15 protein-coding genes are annotated in these 17,076 nt (G+C 65.0%); 12 read left to right on the forward strand and 3 right to left on the reverse strand.

Annotation, left to right across the window (positions count from 1 at the left end; all coding sequences use genetic code 11):
* Positions 1-11: 11 nt before the first annotated feature.
* From ASF32_RS18025 to ASF32_RS18035, 3 genes are all read right to left on the reverse strand, one after another.
* Complete coding sequence (locus ASF32_RS18025; RefSeq protein WP_056431425.1) at positions 12-1,571, reverse strand: formate dehydrogenase beta subunit; 1,560 nt, start codon at positions 1,569-1,571, stop codon at positions 12-14.
* Positions 1,568-2,041 carry a formate dehydrogenase subunit gamma gene (locus ASF32_RS18030; RefSeq protein ID WP_018044994.1) on the reverse strand — a complete coding sequence of 158 codons (474 nt, stop codon included), beginning with the start codon at positions 2,039-2,041 and terminating at the stop codon, positions 1,568-1,570. Before ASF32_RS18030 ends, ASF32_RS18025 begins: the two co-directional genes overlap by 4 nt.
* Before the next feature lie 123 nt (positions 2,042-2,164).
* On the reverse strand, positions 2,165-3,073 hold the full coding sequence (locus ASF32_RS18035; protein ID WP_056431607.1) for a LysR family transcriptional regulator: 909 nt from the start codon (positions 3,071-3,073) through the stop codon (positions 2,165-2,167).
* A gap of 410 nt (positions 3,074-3,483) precedes the next feature.
* Here ASF32_RS18035 and coxB point away from each other — a divergent pair, with 410 nt between their 5' ends.
* From coxB to ASF32_RS18095, 12 genes are all read left to right on the forward strand, one after another.
* Positions 3,484-4,335, forward strand: coding sequence for a cytochrome c oxidase subunit II (gene coxB / locus ASF32_RS18040; protein ID WP_056431428.1), 852 nt, complete (start codon positions 3,484-3,486; stop codon positions 4,333-4,335).
* A gap of 107 nt (positions 4,336-4,442) precedes the next feature.
* Positions 4,443-6,071 carry a cytochrome c oxidase subunit I gene (gene ctaD, locus ASF32_RS18045; RefSeq protein WP_056431431.1) on the forward strand — a complete coding sequence of 543 codons (1,629 nt, stop codon included), beginning with the start codon at positions 4,443-4,445 and terminating at the stop codon, positions 6,069-6,071.
* 154 nt (positions 6,072-6,225) lie between these two features.
* Positions 6,226-7,188 (forward strand): heme o synthase, encoded by a 963-nt coding sequence (locus ASF32_RS18050; protein ID WP_056431434.1) that lies wholly within the window; start codon positions 6,226-6,228, stop codon positions 7,186-7,188.
* Positions 7,185-7,358, forward strand: a complete 174-nt coding sequence (locus tag ASF32_RS26010) for a hypothetical protein (protein ID WP_056431437.1) — start codon at positions 7,185-7,187, stop codon at positions 7,356-7,358. The genes ASF32_RS18050 and ASF32_RS26010 overlap by 4 nt, the downstream gene beginning before the upstream one ends.
* A gap of 43 nt (positions 7,359-7,401) precedes the next feature.
* Positions 7,402-8,016, forward strand: a complete 615-nt coding sequence (locus ASF32_RS18060) for a cytochrome c oxidase assembly protein (protein ID WP_056431440.1) — start codon at positions 7,402-7,404, stop codon at positions 8,014-8,016.
* A gap of 164 nt (positions 8,017-8,180) precedes the next feature.
* Positions 8,181-9,032, forward strand: coding sequence for a cytochrome c oxidase subunit 3 (locus ASF32_RS18065; RefSeq protein WP_056431442.1), 852 nt, complete (start codon positions 8,181-8,183; stop codon positions 9,030-9,032).
* A gap of 151 nt (positions 9,033-9,183) precedes the next feature.
* Positions 9,184-9,552 (forward strand): DUF983 domain-containing protein, encoded by a 369-nt coding sequence (locus tag ASF32_RS18070; protein ID WP_056431444.1) that lies wholly within the window; start codon positions 9,184-9,186, stop codon positions 9,550-9,552.
* Positions 9,552-10,328: an SURF1 family protein gene (locus ASF32_RS18075; RefSeq protein WP_056431447.1), complete on the forward strand. Its 777-nt coding sequence runs from the start codon at positions 9,552-9,554 to the stop codon at positions 10,326-10,328. Before ASF32_RS18070 ends, ASF32_RS18075 begins: the two co-directional genes overlap by 1 nt.
* A gap of 94 nt (positions 10,329-10,422) precedes the next feature.
* Positions 10,423-10,857, forward strand: coding sequence for a DUF4864 domain-containing protein (locus ASF32_RS18080; RefSeq protein WP_056431450.1), 435 nt, complete (start codon positions 10,423-10,425; stop codon positions 10,855-10,857).
* Positions 10,858-11,060: 203 nt separating this feature from the next.
* On the forward strand, positions 11,061-12,473 hold the full coding sequence (thrC, locus tag ASF32_RS18085) for a threonine synthase (RefSeq protein WP_056431453.1): 1,413 nt from the start codon (positions 11,061-11,063) through the stop codon (positions 12,471-12,473).
* Between the two features lie 6 nt (positions 12,474-12,479).
* Positions 12,480-13,775: a pitrilysin family protein gene (locus tag ASF32_RS18090; protein WP_056431456.1), complete on the forward strand. Its 1,296-nt coding sequence runs from the start codon at positions 12,480-12,482 to the stop codon at positions 13,773-13,775.
* 321 nt (positions 13,776-14,096) lie between these two features.
* Positions 14,097-16,982 (forward strand): EAL domain-containing protein, encoded by a 2,886-nt coding sequence (locus ASF32_RS18095; protein ID WP_056431459.1) that lies wholly within the window; start codon positions 14,097-14,099, stop codon positions 16,980-16,982.
* The last annotated feature ends 94 nt before the right edge of the window (positions 16,983-17,076 follow it).

A 17,076-nucleotide genomic window follows, 5' to 3' on the forward strand; every position in this document is an offset into this window, starting at 1 on the left:
GTCGCGCCTCCTTATTCAGCGGCCACGGACATCGGTCCGCGCTGCTGGAAATCCTCGGGGAAATGGGTGATCGCGCTCATGACGGGCATCGGGGTGAGCCCGCCCATGGCGCAGAGCGACCCGTCGGTCATGACGTCGCAAAGATCGGCCACGACGGCGAGATTCTCGGTGGGGCGGATGCCGGCGATGACCTTGTCCATCGTCTCGACGCCGCGCGTCGCGCCGATGCGGCAGGGGGTGCACTTGCCGCAGGATTCCACCGCGCAGAACTCGAAAGCGAAGCGGGCCTGTTTGGCCATGTCGACGGTATCGTCGAAAACCACGATGCCGCCATGGCCGACGAGGCCCTTCTTGGCCGCCATCGCCTCGTAATCGAGGGGCGTGTCGAGGAGATGGTCGGGGAAGTAGGCCCCGAGCGGGCCGCCGACCTGGACCGCCCGGACTGGACGGCCGCTCTGCGTACCGCCGCCGAAATCCTCGATGATCTCGCGCAGGGTGATGCCGAATGCGAACTCGATCAGGCCGCCATGCTTGATGTTGCCGGCGAGCTGGATCGCCAGCGTGCCGAGCGAACGGCCCATGCCGTAATCGGCATATGCCTTGGCACCGTGCTCCAGGATGTAAGGCACGGCCGTGAAGGTCATCACGTTGTTGACGAGGGTCGGCTGGCCGAGGAAGCCCTTCAGTGCCGGGATCGGCGGCTTGGCCCGGACGATGCCGCGACGACCCTCCAGGCTCTCCAGCAGCGAGGTCTCCTCGCCGCAGATATAGGCGCCGGCGCCCAGGCGCACTTCGAGGTGGAAGGCCTTGCCCGAGCCCGCCACGTTGTCGCCGAGATAGCCGGCGGCCTTGGCATTGACGATCGCTTCTTTGAGGGTCGCGAAGGCCTGCGGATATTCGGAGCGCAGATAGATGTAGCCGCGCGTGGCCCCCGTCGCGATGCCCGCGATGGTCATGCCCTCGATGAGGTTGAAGGGATCGCCCTCCATCATCATCCGGTCTGCGAAGGTGCCCGAATCGCCCTCGTCCGCATTGCAGACGACGTATTTCTGCTCGGACTGGGCGAGCATCACCGTGTTCCACTTGATACCGGCGGGGAAGCCGGCACCACCGCGTCCGCGCAGGCCGGAATCGCGCACCTGGGCCACGATACCGGCGGCATCGAGCTTCAGCGCGGCATCCAGGCCGTTATAGCCACCATGCGCCCGGTAATCCTCCACCGAGACGGGATCGATCACGCCGCAGCGATGGAAGGTCAGGCGCTGCTGCCGGGCGAGATACGGCATCTCCTCGGGCTTGCCGAGGCGAAGGGCATGTTCGCCGCCATTCACCAAGCCGGCATCGAGAAGGCTGTCGACATCGCCGGGAGTGACGGGACCGTAGGCGATGCGGCCCTCCGGCGTCGCGACCTCGACCATGGGCTCCAGCCACAGCATCCCACGCGAGCCCGTGCGGACGATGGTGACGTCGAGACCGCGGCGCTCGGCGCCGGCGAAGATCGCGCGGGCGACACGGTTGGCGCCGAGACCGAGCGCGACGGCGTCGCGCGGGACATAAATGGTGATGCTCACGACTTCATCTCCGTGAGGGCCGATTCCAGAGAATCTGCGGTGAGGCGCGCCAGCGGCTCATCGTCGACCAGGGCGCCCGGGCCGTTGGCGCAGAGGCCGAGGCAGTAGACCGGCTCCACCGTGATCTGGCCGTCCGGCGTCGTGCCGTGCCAATCGATGCCAAGGCGGGCGAGGATATCCGCGTGGAGGGCGTCGGATCCCATGGCCTGGCAGGCCTCGGCGCGGCACAGCTTCACCTGATGCTTGCCCGAGGGGGCACGGCGGAAGTCGTGGTAGAACGTGATGCAGCCATGCACCTCGGCCCGCGACAGGTTCAGCGCGTCCGCGATGAGCGGAACGGCGCCCTCGTCGACGTAGCCAAAGGTTTCCTGCAAGGCGTGGAGGATGGGGAGCGTGGCGCCTTCGAGATGCGTATGGTCGGCGATGATGCCGGCCGCACGCTGCGCGCTCCATGGCTCATGCTGCAGCATTGTTCCTACCCGGATGAACTTGTTGTCATTCCAAGGTGGTATATCTCCACCCATGAATCAATCGTCCGGTTCGGTCGTTCGACAATGCTTTTTTGTTATAATTCCATTGTGCGGCGCAAAAACTCAGAGTGACGAGATGTTTTCGGCGATTGTCGGTGCGATCGCCTGTCCCTCCACGATGAGCGCGGCACAGAGCGGTGTCATTGGATCGCGCTCCGGCACGACGAGCCCGATCATGTGGCTGACATCGGGTTCGACGATGGGCACGGAGCGGACCCGCTCACTGAGGCGGAAACTGTCGGCAAGAACGGCGGGCATCACGCTGGCCCATTTGGCCGTGCGGACATGGGTCAACAAGACGATCATCGAGTTCGACTGCAGCAACGGTTCCGCATTCCATCCGGCATTCTGGAGATGCCGGTCAACGATGCGGCGATTCTGCATATCCGGCGTCAGAAGACAGAGAGGAAGACGGCCGACCTCGTCCCAGGTCACCGAATCCCGCATTCCGTAGATGCCGTCGACCGCCGTGAGCAGGCGGTAGCGCTCGCGATAGAGCGGTACGGCAATGACTTTGCCGAGCGGCTCGTTCTCCAGATAGGTGATCCCGGCATCGATCTCGTGGTCGGCGATCAGCCGGCCGATCTCGCCGGAGGTGGTGGATTGCACCGAGAATCGCACGTCGGGATGGCGGGCGCGGAATGGGGTGGTCAGCGAGGCGACGATCGGCGTGGCAGTGGGAATCGCGGCAAGGCGAAGAGTGCCCGACAATCCCCGACGCAGGCTCGCGACTTCCTCCCGCATGGCGCGCGCATCACCGACGATCCGGCGCGCCCAGTCGAGAACGCGCTCACCTTCCGGGGTGAAACCCTGGAATCGGGACCCGCGCTCCACCAGCAGGACGCCGAGCCGCTCTTCGAGCTGCTTCACTCCGGCCGAGAGCGTCTGCTGGGAAACGTTGCAGAATTGCGCGGCCCGGCCGAAATGCCGCTCGCGAGCCAGGGCAAGGAGGAATTCGAGGCGTTCGATCACCGCCACGACCTTATGGTGTTCATCCCCGAATTCGCTTCCCGGAATATGCGCCCGCATGTCTCCCGCGGAGCCGGTCACTCTCCATAGCGGGAACCGCGCTATACTGGCGAGGGATTCACGGTCGAAGACGGCGGCAATACAAATTTAAGTTTGCCGTCGAGCAAAATTGCTTTGATTCCCCCAGTCATTCGGGCTCCACGGGTGCTGCACTACGGGGAAAGGCACAACCATGCGACGCTGTTGCGGTTGCGCCATCGACGTCCATGTGGTCTGACACCCGCAATGGCGACCCGGATTTCACATCCGAGGTCCGCCTTTCCCGTTAAGCGAGGACTTGCGCGCGACGTCAAAAGTCGCAAGACGCTTCGGGACGACGTAGAACGATACCAAAGGGGAGCCACGAGAGGCACATGCGGACCACGCAGGCGCAACACCGGTCATCATGGGGACTTGCTGCGGGCGCTCTTGCTGCGCTCGGCACCACCCTCGTTTCTTCAGCTGCCCTGGCGGCCGGCATCGGCCAGCCCGAGCCGTGGCAGATGGACCGTCAGGTCGCCGTCACCGAGAACGCGCGGGACATCCACACGTTCGAGCAGGGGATGCATTGGCTCTCCTTCGGCATCTCGGCTTTCGTGCTCGGATTGATCGTCTACTGCATCTTCAAGTTCAACGCGAAGGCCAACCCGGTCCCCTCGAAGACCACGCACAACACCATGATCGAAGTGGCCTGGACGATCGTCCCGGTGCTGATCCTGGTGGCGGTCGCCATCCCCTCGTTCCGCCTGCTCCGCACCCAGCTCTCGGATCCGAAGGCCGACGTCATCGTCAAGGTGATCGGCCATGCCTGGTACTGGTCCTACGAGTACCCCGCGGTCGAGAATGGCGGCGGCTTCACCTTCGACGCCAATATCGACGAAGAGAAGCAGCCCAAGCTGCTCGGCACCGACAACGACATGGTCGTCCCGGTGAACAAGATCGTGAAGATCCAGGTGACCGCCGCCGACGTGCTGCATTCCTGGGCGATGCCGTCCTTCGGCTTCAAGATCGACGCGATCCCCGGCCGCCTGAACCAGTTCTGGTTCAAGGCCGAGCGCGAAGGCACCTATCACGGCCAGTGCTCAGAGCTCTGCGGCGCCCGCCATGCCTACATGCCCATCACGGTGCAGGTGGTGAGCGACGAAGCCTATGCGGCCTGGCTCGCAGAGGGGAAGACCAAGTTCGCCCGCCTCGACGACGGTTCGAAGTTCGCAGAAGCCAAGTAGCGGCTTTTTCCGGCGCCGCTCGACGGCTCCGGCTGGACCGGCCCTTGATCGGGCCGGTTCATTCGCAAATCGAGAGATTTAGAGAAACCTGAACAGGGTCTGCATCGATGGCAACCGCCACAGCACAATCAGGGCAACACGACGCCCACGCCTCCCATACGCCGTCCTTCTTCGCCCGTTGGTTCCTGTCGACCAACCATAAGGACATCGGCACTCTCTACCTCCTGTTCGCGTTCTGCGCGGGCATCATCGGCGCGTTCCTCTCCTTCGGCATCCGCATGGAGATGGAAGAGCCCGGCCTGCAGTACTTCTCGAATCCCGGCACCTACAACGTGTTCGTGACCGGCCACGGTCTCATCATGGTGTTCTTCATGGTGATGCCGGCGCTCATCGGCGGCTTCGGCAACTGGTTCGTGCCTCTCATGATCGGCGCGCCGGACATGGCGTTCCCGCGCATGAACAACATCTCGTTCTGGCTCACCGTCTCCGGCTTCGCGAGCCTTCTCTGCTCGCTCTTCGTCGAAGGCGCGCCGGGAACGTCGGGCGCCGGAACCGGCTGGACCGTCTATCCCCCGCTCTCGACCTCGGGCCATCCCGGTCCCTCCGTCGATTTCGCGATCTTCGCCCTTCACCTTTCCGGTGCCGGCTCGATCCTCGGCGCCATCAACTTCATCACCACCATCCTGAACATGCGCGCGCCGGGCATGACCCTGCACAAGATGCCGCTGTTCGCCTGGGCAGAGCTCGTCACCGCGTTCCTGCTGCTCCTGTCGCTTCCGGTCCTCGCCGGCGCGATCACGATGCTGCTCACCGACCGCAACTTCGGCACGACCTTCTTCGATCCGGCCGGCGGTGGTGATCCGGTCCTCTACCAGCACCTGTTCTGGTTCTTCGGTCACCCCGAAGTGTACATCATGATCCTGCCGGCCTTCGGCATCGTCTCGCACATCATCTCGACCTTCTCGCGCAAGCCCGTCTTCGGCTACCTCGCCATGGCCTACGCCATGGTCGCCATCGGCGTCGTCGGCTTCGTCGTGTGGGCGCACCACATGTACACGGTCGGCCTGTCGCTCCAGACGCAATCCTACTTCGTCTTCGCCACCATGGTCATCGCGGTGCCCACCGGCGTGAAGATCTTCTCCTGGATCGCGACGATGTGGGGTGGCTCGATCCGCTTCACCGCCGCCATGCACTGGGCGGTCGGCTTCATCTTCCTCTTCACGGTCGGCGGCGTCACCGGCGTCGTGCTGGCGAACTCGGCGGTCGATAAGTACCTGCACGACACCTATTACGTCGTGGCGCACTTCCACTACGTCCTGTCGCTCGGCGCCGTGTTCATCATCTTCGCCGGTGTCTACTACTGGTTCCCGAAGATGACCGGCTACGTCATCCCGGAATGGGCCGGCAAGCTGCACTTCTGGCTCGCCTTCATCGGTGCGAACATCCTGTTCTTCCCGATGCACTTCCTGGGTCTGGCCGGCATGCCGCGTCGCTACGCCGATTACCCGGAGGCCTTCGCCGGCTGGCACAAGGTCTCGACCTGGGGCGGTCATATCTTCGCCCTCGGCATGGTGGTGTTCTTCATCGGCGTCGTTCTCGCCTTCCGCTCGAAGGTCCGCGCGGCAGACAATCCCTGGGGCGAAGGCGCCACCACCCTCGAGTGGACGCTCTCCTCCCCGCCGCCTTTCCACCAGTTCGAAACGCTCCCGACCATCGTCGACGAGCACGGTCACTAAGACACGAACTGAAACGACACGGATTGCGAGGACCGCGCCAGCGGTCCTCGCTCTTTCCCGGATGCCTCTCCCAGCGAGGGGCGTCCCGCAAAGGGCGGCGCCTTAGACGGCGTGATCCGAACCCCGGCCAGACCGACAACAGCATCAGGTACCCATGACGAGCCTGTCGAACAGCGTATCCGCTGGCGCCGAGCCGCAAGATTTCGCCCCCGCCCCGATGATGGTGGGCGGCGAGGTCTCGGACTTCTTCGCGCTCCTGAAGCCCCGCGTGATGGTGCTGGTGATCTTCACGGCGCTGGTCGGCATGGTGGTGTCCCATGTCCAGATCCAGCCGGTCGTCGGAGTGATCTCGCTCCTGATGATCGCGGTGGGCGCCGGTGCCTCCGGCTGTCTCAACATGTGGTGGGACGCCGATATCGACGCGGTGATGACCCGCACGGCGACGCGCCCGATCCCCGGCGGTCGTATCCAGCCCGGTGAAGCCCTGGCCTTCGGCCTCGTCCTGTCGGTGGGTTCGGTCCTGGTGCTCGGCCTCGCCTCGAACTGGCTGGCCGCCTCGCTGCTCGCCTTCACGATCGTGTTCTACGCGGTCGTCTACTCCATGTGGCTGAAGCGGGCGACGCCGCAGAACATCGTCATCGGCGGCGCCGCCGGCGCCCTCCCGCCGATGATCGGCCAGGCTGCCGTATCGGGATCGGTGGGCATCGAATCGACGGTCCTGTTCCTCATCATCTTCATCTGGACGCCGCCGCATTTCTGGGCGCTCGCGCTCATCAAGGCAGGGGAATACGCCAAGGCCGGCATCCCGATGATGCCGAACGTCGCCGGGCCTCAATCCACGCGGCGCCAGATCATCTACTACTCGATCCTGCTGTTCCCGGTGGGCCTCGCCCCGGTCTTCCTCGGCTTCGGCGGATGGCTCTACGGCGTCACCGCCTTCCTCGGTGGCCTCGGGATGCTGGCCTTCAGCGTGCACGTCTACCGCAACCGTGAGGGCGAGGCGGAGCGCAAGGCCGCGCTCGGCATGTTCGGCTTCTCGATCCTCTACCTCTTCCTGCTGTTCTCGGCGGTCTTGGCCGAGCAGGGCCTGGGACTGTTCCGTGCGGTGCTCGCGTGACCTCGGTGCCGGGTAAATCCACTCCGCCGCGGCAGCTGACGCCCGAAGAGCGCCAGCGCCAGCGCAGGCGCTCCATCGCCATCGCCACGGTGCTGTTCGTCCTCGTGGCCATCTTCTACGCGTTGACCATCGCCAAGCTCGGACCGCAGATCCTCAATCGCCCGCTGTGACCGCATCGACCGGGTCGTTCAGCGAAGAAAGTCGGACGTCATCATGACCGACGTGAAAAGCCCGCGAAGCGGCAATCCGAACCGCAAGGCCTCGGTCACGGCCCTCGCCTGCGCGGGTCTGGCGGTGGGCATGATCGGCTTGGCCTTCGCCTCGGCGCCGCTCTACGACATGTTCTGCAAGGCCACCGGCTTTGACGGCACGCCTCGCGTCGGGCTCGCATCGACGCAGGTCGCCACGGATGACAGCATGGTCGTCCATCTCGATACAAACGTCGCGTCGACCCTGCCTTGGCGCTTCGTCGCCGAGACGCCGAAGATCGAAGTTCGCCTCGGCGAGACGAAGACCGTGTTCTTCCGGGTCAAGAATACGGGGACGACCCCCTCGACGGGGATCGCGACCTACAACGTCCAGCCGGGACTGATGGGGAGCTTCTTCGTGAAGATCCAATGCTTCTGCTTCAACGAGCAGACGCTCCAGCCCGGGGAGACGATGGATTTCCCGGTAGTGTTCTACATCGATCCGGCCGTGAGAGCCGACTCGAACACCGCCCACCTTCAGGAGCTCACGCTCTCCTACACGTATTTCGCGTCGAAGAATGGCCAGCCCTCGGCCGCGCTCGCGACGACGGACGGCAAGAATGCGAAAACCAATTTCTGAGGCCATCAAAAATTTTGGCGGGACGCGTTTTCGACGCGCCAGATTTTTGAGGTCTCAAGCGTGACAACACTGCGCCGTCCCGATTAAGGGTTCCGGTGTAGCCGAACGTTCAGAAGGTCAGAGCCGTTCGCGGCATTGGGCCCGGGGTGAGGAGAAGAGTTAAGATGGCCGAGGCGCACGCCAAGAATCACGACTTCCATATCTTGAGCCCGAGCCCTTGGCCGCTGTTGGGTGCCTTCTCCGGCTTCCTCATGGCGTTCGGCGCCGTGTTCTGGATGAAGAGCCTTCAGATCGGCACGCTCAGCCCCGGTCCCTACATCTTCGGCGCCGGAACGATCGGCGTGCTCTACGTGATGTTCGCCTGGTGGCGTGACGTCGTCCACGAGGCGAATGCCGGCGACCACACCCGCGTCGTGCAGCTTCACCACCGCTACGGCATGATCATGTTCATCGCCTCCGAGGTGATGTTCTTCGCCGCCTGGTTCTGGGCCTATTTCGAGGCCGCCCTCTACACGGCCGACCCGATCCAGACCACGCGCCTGGACTTCACGGGCGGAACCTGGCCGCCGAAGGGTATCGAGGCGTTCGATCCCTGGCATCTGCCGCTGCTCAACACCCTGATTCTACTGACCTCGGGCACCACCATCACCTGGGCTCACCACGCCCTGCTGAACAACGACCGCAAGGGTCTGAAATACGGCCTGTGGCTCACGATCATCCTTGGCGTGCTGTTCACGGCCTGCCAAGCCTATGAGTACAGCCACGCGCATTTCGGCTTCTCTGGCAGCATCTACTCGGCCACCTTCTTCATGGCGACGGGCTTCCACGGCGCGCACGTCATCATTGGGACGATCTTCCTCGCGATCTGCCTTTACCGGGTCTATCTCGGCCAATTCACGGTCCAGCAGCATCTCGGTTTCGAGTTCGCCGCTTGGTACTGGCACTTCGTCGACGTGGTCTGGCTGTTCTTGTTCGCCTCGATCTACGTCTGGGGCGCCGGCACGGCGGCTCACTGAGGCGTCGGCCCGATCACGGCCGAACGGTACGGCGAAGCGACACAGGTATGAGAAACAGGGCGGCGCGAGCCGCCCTTTTTCGTGCGATGGATCGTTCGGTTTCCCATATGCGGCAGAGGACAGACATGTCCGTCGCCGAGGAGCATGCATCGTGAATCAGCAGCGGCCGCTACCGCCTCCCATCCCGACCGGATTGCGTTGCCGCTGCCCCCGCTGCGGCGAGGGTGCGATGTTCGACGGATTCCTGACCTTCAAACCGTCCTGCCAGGTCTGCGGTCTCGACTACTCGACCTTCAATGCCGGCGACGGGCCGGCCTTCTTCGTCATGTCCATCGTCGGCATCGTCGTCGTCGGGCTGGCGCTTTGGCTCGAAATCACCTTCGAACCGCCGATCTGGGTCCATGCCTCCGTGGCCATCACCCTCTCGGTCGGACTCAGCCTGCTGCTTGTGCGACCGTTGAAGGGGATGCTGGCCGCCTTGCAGTTCGCCAATAAAGCCGAGGAGGGGCGCTTTCGCTGATGTCGACGGAAGTTCGTCCCGGTGCCCTGCGGTCGCTGCTCGCCCCGGGCATCGTCTCGCTGATCTGCCTCGCCATTCTGCTGAGCCTTGGAATCTGGCAGTTGCAGCGGAAGGGCGAGAAGGAAGCCCTGATCGGCCGCATCGTGGCCCGTTCGCGTGTCGAGCCTCCCGCGCCTCTCCCGGCGCGCGGGGATTGGGACCTGGCGCGGGATGAGTTCAAGCGCGTGCGGGTGACCGGAACGTTGCTCAACGACCAGGAGACGTTGGTCCACGGTCTCGCGGCGGGAGCCGTACCCGGCAATGCCCTGCAGGGTTTTTACGTACTGACGCCACTGAAGCGGGACGATGATGGAAGTCTCGTCATCATCAACCGTGGCTTCGTCCCCACCGAATTGAAAAGCCCGGCACGGCGCCCATCAGGGCAGATCGCCGGATCGACGACGATCACCGGTATGCTGCGCGGTCCGGAGACCCGCACCATGTTCGTTCCGCCGCCGGAGCCCGCCAAGGGCGAGTGGTTCCATCGCGACATCGACGGCATCGCTGCGGCTCGGGGGCTGACCGTGATGCCCTACCTCATCGAGGCCGATGCCACGCCCAATCCCGGCGGCTGGCCGAAGGGGGGACAGCTCCGGGTCGATCTTCCCAACAACCACATGCAATACGCCTTCACGTGGTTCGGCATCGCGGCCTGCCTCGTCGGCGTCTTCGGCGTCTTCGCCTGGAAACGTCTCTCCGACATGGGGGACGATACGGCAGCGAACGCGGCCCGCTAGCGCTGGCGCTTCGTCGCCGATGATTGACCGCTCTTGCCGGCGGCAAGCGCCGCGCTATCCTGCATAGGGTCGCCCCGATTGCGGAGTGTGATCCATGCGTGCTGTCTCCTCCCTGCTGATCGGTTTCCTGTCTCTGGCCGCGATCCATTCGGCCTCGCCGGCCCATGCCGCCGACGAAGCGGCGAAGCTGAAAGCTCGGGCGGCGGTGGAGCGGCAGATCGAGGCGTTCCGCAAAGACGACGCGGCGACGGCCTATGCCCAGGCCGCCCCGTCGATCCAAGGGATGTTCACCTCGCCCGAGACATTCATCGAGATGGTGCGGAAGGGATACGCCGCCGTCTACCGCGCCCGCAGCTTCAGCATCGATCGTGTGGAAGAGAGTGGCGAGGATGGGATCGCCCTCGGCGTCAAGCTGCAGGACGAAAACGGCATCGACTGGATGGCGCTCTATAGTCTCGAGAAGCAGAGCGACGGCGATTGGCGGATCAGCGGATGCCGCCTCGTCAAGGCGCCGGGCAGCGCCGCGTAGGGGGATGAACCGGTCGAGATACCTCGGCGCCGAACGAAGGCGCGGGTCGAGCGGTTTCTGGATGAGGTTCGGACGCGCCGATCGATCCCGTTCCTCGGCGTCCCCGTCGCGGGCCCGCAGACTCTCTTCGCGCAGGCGGCAATTTCCCGCTTTCGACAGACCGACCCACATCGTGTAGACCGGCGCCCTTCCCGGAGGCCCCTTTGCTACACGTTTCGACCCGCGGCGCCGCGGCGCCCCTCAGCTTTTCCGATGCTCTCCTCGCCGGTCTCGCCCGCGACGGCGGTTTGTACCTGCCCGAGAGCTGGCCGCAGATTTCCCGTGACGCGATCGCCGGACTGGCGGGACAGCGTTATGCCGATGCGGCCAAGCTCGTCCTGCGGCCGCTGATCGACGGCGAGATCGCGGATGCCGATCTCGACCGGATGATCGAGGAATCCTACGCCACGTTCCGCCACCCGGCGGTGTGCCCGCTGGTGCAGCTCGACGACAACCTGTTTCTGCTGGAGCTCTTCCACGGTCCGACGCTGGCGTTCAAGGACGTGGCGATGCAGCTTCTCGGCCGGTTGATGGACCACGTCCTGCGGTCCCGCGGCTCGCGCGCCACCATCGTCGGCGCCACCTCGGGCGATACCGGCAGCGCCGCCGTCGAGGCTTTCCGCGGGCTCGATCAGGTCGATATCTTCATCCTGTTTCCCTATGGCCGCGTCTCCGAGGTGCAGCGCCGCCAGATGACCTCGGTGGGGGCGGACAATGTCCACGCCATCGCCATCGACGGTAATTTCGACGATTGCCAGAACATCGTCAAAGCGCTGTTCCAGCACGCGGATTTCGCCGATGAGCTGCGGCTCTCCGGCGTCAACTCGATCAATTGGGCGCGGGTCGCCGCGCAGGCGGTCTATTACTTCACCAGCGCCGTGGCCCTGGGCGCCCCGCACCGCCCCGTCTCCTTCGCGGTGCCGACAGGCAATTTCGGCGACATCCTCGCCGGGTGGGTCGCCAAGCGCATGGGCCTGCCCATCGAACGCCTGATGATCGGCACCAACGCCAACGACATCCTGGCCCGCACCCTGGAACACGGTGCCTACGAGGTTCGCGGTGTTCAGCCGACCACCTCGCCCTCCATGGACATCCAGATCTCGTCGAATTTCGAGCGGCTTCTGTTCGAGGCCCTGGGCCGCGATGCGTCGAGCCTGTCGCGGCTGATGGCGGGATTGAAGCAATCGGGCGGTTTCCATCTCGACGAGACGGTACTCAAAGCCGTCCGCGACGAGTTCGACGCGGCCTCGGTCCCCGAAGAGGCCGTCATCGCCGAGATCGCACGGGTGCATCGGGAGATCGGCATGGTCATCGACCCGCACACCGCCATCGGCGTTCATGCCGGCCGCCGCCTTCTCGAGAAGGATGCGAAGACACCCGTCGTCGCCCTGGCCACCGCACACCCAGCCAAGTTTCCGGATGCGGTCTCCCAGGCGACGGGCGGCCTTCGCCCCGTGCTGCCGCCGCATCTCGCCGACCTGCTGGATCGGAAGGAGCGCTTCGACCGCGTCGCCAACGACCAGGCGGCGGTGGAAGCCTTCATCCGCGCACATTCACGCATCACGGCCGGGAACTGAGACAGCATGAACCAGCATTTCGCGACCCATGGCGCCTCTCCCGGCCTGAAAGTATCCCGCCTCTCCAACGGCATCACCGTGACCACGGAGACGATGCCGGGTGTCGCGACCGCGACACTGGGAGTCTGGGTGGGCGCCGGATCGCGCCACGAGCGGGCCGATGAGGGCGGCCTCAGCCATCTCATCGAGCATATGGCGTTCAAGGGAACCGAGACCCGCTCCGCCCGCCGGATCGCCGAGGACATCGAGAATGTCGGCGGCGACATCAATGCCGCCACCAGCGCTGAAGGAACCAGCTACACCGCGCGCGTGCTCGGCGAGGATGCCGGCGTCGCCCTCGACGTGATCGGCGACATCCTCACGCGATCGGTCTTCGACGCTGGCGAGCTCGCCCGCGAGAAGGGGGTGATCCTCCAGGAATACGCCGCCATCGAGGATACGCCGGACGACGTGGTCTACGAGGCCTTCACCGCGGCGGCTTTCCCGGATCAGCCGATCGGCCGTCCGATCATCGGCACGCCGCAGACCATCGCGAGCTTCGACCGCGACGCCATCGAAGCCTATCTCGCCCGCGAATACACCCCGGACCGCATCGTCGTAGCCGCAGCGGGCGCCATCTCCCACGAGGCCATCGTCGAGGCGGCCGAGCACCATTTCGGCGGGATGCCGGCGACGGTCGCCCCGGAAATGGTCCCCGGCACCTATGTCGGCGGCGAAAAGCGGATCCAGAAAAAGCTCGAACAGGCCAATCTCGTGCTGGGCCTGCCCGGCCTCTCCTTTCGCGACGAAGGCTATTACGCCCTTCACATGTTCGCGCAGGTGCTTGGCGGCGGTCTCACCTCACGGCTCTGGCACGAGGTGCGCGAGACCCGCGGCCTGGCCTACGAGATCCAGGCGTTCCACTGGTCCTTCGTCGATTGCGGCCTGTTCGGTATCGGCGCCGGCACGTCCGGCTCGGATCTCGCCGAACTCGTCGACGTGACCCTGGCCGCCACGGCGAAGGCGGCGCGTGACGCGGATTCGGTCGAGGTCGCCCGCGCCAAGGCCCAGGTGAAGGTGGCTTTGCTGTCGGCCCTGGAGACCCCCGGCGGTCGGATCGAACGCAATGCCCGCCAGATGCTGGCCTGGGGCCGGGTGATCCCGCCGCCGGAGGTCATCGCCAAGATCGACGCCGTCACCGTGGACGATGTGAGGGCGGCGGGTCTGCGTCTGCTCTCGGGCGCTCCGACGCTGGCGGCGATCGGGCCGATCAAGAAGCTTCCGTCCCTGGAGAAGATGAGGGGCGTGCTTCAGGCAAGCTGAGCAGCGTTCCCGGTTCGACGCGGATGCGCCGGACCGGGACCAGGAAAACGGAAAGTTCCTGGTCGGAATGGGTCCTGCCCCGTCAATGCCGCCGCGCGCAGCATTTTGGCGGTGAAGCTCCACCATCGTGAAGCGTTACCGGCTTGTTTTGGCCGCAAAGGAGCGCGATCCCATCCTCCTCGGCGCTACGCCAAGAAGCAGTGGGTGCCGCAATGCGAGGCAGACCGCTCGCCTTGTCCGTGGACCCCCCCGCCGGTACGACTGGGCTACAAGCTGAGCCGTATTCCTCATCAGTGCCCGCCCGGCCGGAACACTCGCCCGTTGCGCAGATCCCTCTACGTCCTCAACGTTTTCGTCTCCCTGCTGATCGGCATCCTGGCAACGGGAGCGCCGGCTTCGGCCGTGGAAGCCGTGCGGGTGACCCTCGACGCTCCGGCCATCGACCTGACGCCGATGATCGAGCGCTACCGCTCCGATGGCGACCTGATCCAGATCTCCACCGCTCCCGGCAAGGACGGCATCGTCCGCCGCATCGTGGTGAAGGCTCGCGATAGCGGCGCACGACCGGACTGGATGGTGTTCGCGCTCACCAACGACACCGACGAGCAGATCGACCGGGTTCTCGTGGCCCCGCATTTCCGTCTCGTCGGGTCGGGGGTGATCTGGCCGGATCTGGGAGGCTCGCGCATCGCCGCGATCACGGCGAGCCAGGGCATCCGGCCCGAACGCGACGAGAACCCGGAAGCCGACCAGTTCGTCATCACCCTCGATCCCGGCGCGACCGTGACCTTCGTGGCCGAGCTGCATGGGCCGAACGTGCCGCAGGTCTATCTCTGGGACCAGGAAGCCTACCGCAAGAAATCCACCGGCCTGACGCTCTACAAGGGCATCATCATCGGTATTGCCGGCCTTCTCGCCCTGTTCCTCACGATCATCTTCGTGGTGAAGGGTGCGATCATCTTTCCGGCGGCCGCGGCTTTGGCCTGGGCCGTTCTCGCCTATGCCTGTATCGACTTTGGCTTTCTGCAACGGGTCTTCCCCGTCACCGAGGTGGCCGAGCGGGTCTATCGCGCATCAGCCGAGGCCGTGCTCGGCGCGACGCTCCTCGTCTTCCTGTTCGCCTATCTCAACCTCAGCCGCTGGCATGTACGCTACGGCCACGTGGCGTTCTTCTGGCTCGCCTTTCTCGCCGGCCTCGTCGGCCTTGCGGTCTTCGATCCGCCGGTCGCGGCCGGCGTCGCCCGCATCTCCATCGCCGCCGTCGCCGGTGTCGGCCTGCTGCTGATCGTCTATCTCGCCATTCATAACGGCTACGACCGCGCGATCCTTCTCGTACCGACCTGGTTCCTCCTTCTCGTCTGGGTCGTGGCTGCGGGCTTCGCCATCACCGGACAGATCGGCAGCGACCTCGTCCAACCGGCCCTGATCGGCGGTCTCGTTCTGATCGTCATGCTCATCGGCTTCACGGTGATGCAGCACGCCTTCACCGGGGGCGGGATGACCCATTCCCTGGTCTCCGACACAGAGCGCCGCGCTTTGGCCCTGACGGGCGCCGGCGATGTGGTGTTCGATTGGGATGTCCCGGGAGACCGGGTCTTCGCCGGCCAGGAGATCGAGAGCCAGCTCGGCCTGAAGCGCGGCACCCTGGAAGGCCCGGCCTCGAACTGGCTCGGCCTTGTCCATCCCTTCGACGTGGACCGCTATTCGACGGCGCTGGACACGGTGATCGAAGAGCGGCGCGGTCGCATCGTTCACGATTTCCGCCTCCGCTCCACGGAAGGCCTCTATGTCTGGTACCGGCTGAAGGCCCGGCCGGTGATCGGGCCGGACGGCGAAGTCATTCGCATCGTCGGCACCATCTCGGACGTTACCGAAGTGAAGACGGCCGAGGAGCGCCTGCTCTACGACGCGATCCATGACAGCCTCACCGGCCTGCCCAACCGCGAATTGTTCAACGACCGCCTCGACGCCGCCCTCGCCTTCGCGAGTCAGGATGCGCGCCTGAAGCCGACGACGATCCTCCTCGACGTCGACCGGTTCAAGGCGATCAACGATGCCATCGGCCTCTCGGCTGGCGATTCGATCCTGCTCACCCTGTCGCGCCGTCTCGGCCGGCTGCTGCGCCCTCAGGATACCTTGGCCCGCATCGCCGGGGATGAATTCGGTTTGATCCTGCTGTCGGAGCGGGAGCCCGACCGCATCATCGCCTTCACGGACATGATCCGCCGGGCGATCGCCACGCCCATCACCTATGCCGACCGCGAGATCTTCCTTACGGTCTCGGTAGGGATCGTCCTGCATGAGGTCGGAACTGCCCTCAAACGCGAAGACGTGTTCAAGAACGCCGAGATCGCCATGATCCAGGCCAAGCGCAACGGCGGCGACCGCACCGAAGTGTTCCGTGCCTCCATGCGCAACGAGCGCAGCGACCGGCTGATGCTCGAAGCCGACCTGCAGCGGGCGATCGAGCGCAACGAAATGAAGGTGCTGTTCCAGCCCGTCGTCCGCCTCGAGGACCGCACGGTGGCGGGTTTCGAGACGGTCCTGCGCTGGGATCACGCCAAGCTCGGCCGTATCCCCTCCTCCACCTTCATGCCGATCGCGGAGGAGAGCGGCTTCGTCGTCACGCTGGGCATCTTCGCGTTGGAGCGCACCGCCCTCGAACTCGCGGCCTGGCAGCGATCACTCGATGTCGATCCCCCGATCTTCGCCTGCGTGAACGTGTCCTCGCGGCAGATCCTCCGACACGACCTGCTTCATGACGTGAAGACGATCATGGCCCGGTCGGGCGTCCTTCCCGGTTCGCTCAAGCTCGAATTCGGCGAGGGTCTGGTGATGGAGAACCCGGAATATGCGGCCCAGATGCTGAGCCGCATCCACGAACTCGGCGCCGGCCTGTCGCTGGACGATTTCGGCACCGGTTACTCGGCCCTGTCCTATCTCCAGCGGTTCCCGTTCGACACGATCAAGATCGACCCGACATTCGTGCGCCAGATGGCGGGCGGGCAATCGGTCATGCTGCGCTCCATCGTGAAGATGGCCCAGGAACTCGGCCTCGCCATCATCGCTGATGGGGCTGAGAACGAATCCGACGCGCAGACCCTGGCCGAGTTCGGTTGCGAATACGCCCAGGGGACGGCATTCGGCGATCCGATGTCGATGCTTCAGGCCCGCCAATTGGTCGGCGCGGCGCCGGAAGCGGCCTGATCGCCAAACCGTCACGGTTGAATTAAACGTCCCTTAACCATGATCGCGCATCGTCACGATCGAGATGGATCGAACGGCGCGGCATGACCTGCCG

It is taken from the genome of Methylobacterium sp. Leaf91, from assembly GCF_001422815.1.
Lineage (GTDB): Bacteria > Pseudomonadota > Alphaproteobacteria > Rhizobiales > Beijerinckiaceae > Methylobacterium.